The organism is Thiohalocapsa halophila, from assembly GCF_016583825.1.
Taxonomy (GTDB): domain Bacteria; phylum Pseudomonadota; class Gammaproteobacteria; order Chromatiales; family Chromatiaceae; genus Thiohalocapsa; species Thiohalocapsa halophila.
Genome location: NZ_NRRV01000162.1, coordinates 1 through 1,958 on the forward strand (window position 1 = coordinate 1; position 1,958 = coordinate 1,958).

Sequence of the window (1,958 nt, forward strand, 5' to 3'; positions counted from 1 at the left end):
AGTAGGTCTTGAAGATCTCGGGGCCGTAGAGCCAGAAGCCGGTGCCGGGCTGCCGCGCGAGGGCGGGGGTGAAGGTGGGCATGGTCCGTTGCGGGGCGTCGGGTGGCCGGGGGGATTGGCTGGCGCGTTGCGGTTGTTGTTTGTTCTCAGTCTGGTCGCGTGCTGCGGTCTGGATCTGCAGCACCGCCTCTCGGCGTGCACAGGGATGCTCGACAGCGCTGGAGCAGCGTCGCGCGCTTGCTTTACGTACCCGTCGGACCGTCCTCCAAGTATAGGGACTGCTGGGCCTTCTCGGGCGGTAAAGGCAGCGCGTCGATCGGCACCACCTCGATGCCTCTGCCCTTGGCAAAGCGCTGAATATCGCTATCGTCCGAGTAGATTGTCGTTGCGCCTTCGACCTTGGCAATAGCCAAGATCTGCCGATCGAACTTCAGCTTGGCCCAGGGGGCTTTGGAGCCACCTTTCTTGTCGCCGGCGTCGAGCGCCTCGCGCAGTGCTGCGGCCACTTCCACCGCAGCACGCTGGTCGAAGGGCACGATGCGGAAGGAGGCACTCTTGTTGACGATATCGAGGTATGCGGGTCCGGCATCGCCGGCACGCACCAGGATCTCGCTCAGGGCCGGGGTGGGGATGATGATCTTGGTGCGGGCTTTAGCAAGCTTCTCGACAAGGTGTGCGACACGCGCCTGAACCGCCGTCACGGGCTGGTGGGTGTTGGGGTCGGTTGGCGGCTTCGCCTCGGGGTCAAGCAGATAGAGCAGCGTTGTCGCGTCGAAGACGACCATCAATGCACCTCATCCGCTCCATCGCTCCGCATCCCCCCGAAGGCCCCGCAGCACCGCATAGGGGTCTTGGGTCTCCTTCCAGCCACTGCCCGGCACTTGGCGCAGGCGTTCGACAACGGCGGGCAAGGGCGTGTCATCGAGCACCTCGAACGCCGAGATCGAGAACTTTTTGAGGTGCCAAGCGCCTTCGGCATTTCGCTCCCATCGGCCGCTGCCCTGCACGCGCAGCTCTGCTTTGAACAGTTGGGGTGCAAGACGGCACGCCATTTCTCGGGTGGCGGTGCACTTGTAGAGCGCCTCGTCCTGTTGCAGCCACACGGGAACACTGTCGTCTTTGCCCCCGATCCGGATCAATACGCCGTCCAGCGTACCGGGCTGGGTGAAGGCACCGAAGGTCAGAGGCTGTGGCGTCTCGCGGCCGGGAAACCGGATGACCTCGGCACCGTCGGGCTCGAAGAGCGCACCGCTCGCGTTGTCCTCGGCCAGGCGTTTGTCGATGTTGCGATACGCCCGGAGCGCTTCCGCTTCCCCTTCGCCCTGGGCGAAATCGGCGCGGAGCCGTGCCTGCACGTTGTGCAGGGATTCGTGCTCGACGCTCTGCACCAGCAGTGCACTACCCGGATCGACGCGCACGAAGTGCACATGCTCCGTCTCCCCCAGGAGCGTGGCGACATCGCGCATGTAGTCGGCGAGCCGAGCCATCGGGATGGTCTCCGGCGTCCAGGCATCGATTCTGAATCTGTACTCGTGGGCGTCGGCCATGGCCGCCTACCTCTTGTTCGGGAAGAGCGGGAAGTCCAGTTGCGGCTAAGTTATCAGCGCCTTGATCAAACACATGCAAGCTGGAAGGCGTGATTCGCCACGGTGCGGACCAAGCGCTTCCTGCCGCAACAATATCTCAAATGGGCGCGGTCGTGGCGTACCAGGGCAAAGGCGGTCCGGCCGCGGGCGTCGTCGCTCCCGTGGCCGGTGCCGAGGCGCAGGACCATGGTGTCGGCGTCGCGCAGCTCCTTCGACAGGGTTTTGATGTGGTCGACGGAGATGGTGCCGGCGGTGTCCGCGCGCAGGTTGTGGCGGCGGCAGTAGGTCTTGAAGATCTCGGGGCCGTAGAGCCAGAAGCCGGTGCCGGGCTGCCGCGCGAGGGCGGGGGTGAAGGTGGGCATGGTCCGTTGC

The 1,958-nt window shown here is 65.0% G+C and carries 4 protein-coding genes; all 4 read right to left on the bottom strand.

Annotated features, from left to right (window positions below):
- The coding region (locus CKO31_RS25655; protein WP_200243646.1) for a hypothetical protein at positions 1-184 on the bottom strand (184 nt) is incomplete at its 3' end.
- A 58-nt stretch (positions 185-242) separates the two neighbouring features.
- Complete coding sequence (locus CKO31_RS25660; RefSeq protein ID WP_200243649.1) at positions 243-785, bottom strand: type II toxin-antitoxin system VapC family toxin; 543 nt, start codon at positions 783-785, stop codon at positions 243-245.
- A gap of 9 nt (positions 786-794) precedes the next feature.
- On the bottom strand, positions 795-1,547 hold the full coding sequence (locus tag CKO31_RS25665) for a hypothetical protein (RefSeq protein WP_200243651.1): 753 nt from the start codon (positions 1,545-1,547) through the stop codon (positions 795-797).
- 65 nt (positions 1,548-1,612) lie between these two features.
- Positions 1,613-1,958, bottom strand: a 346-nt coding sequence (locus CKO31_RS25670) for a hypothetical protein (protein ID WP_207148117.1), incomplete at its 5' end; no start/stop codon positions are given.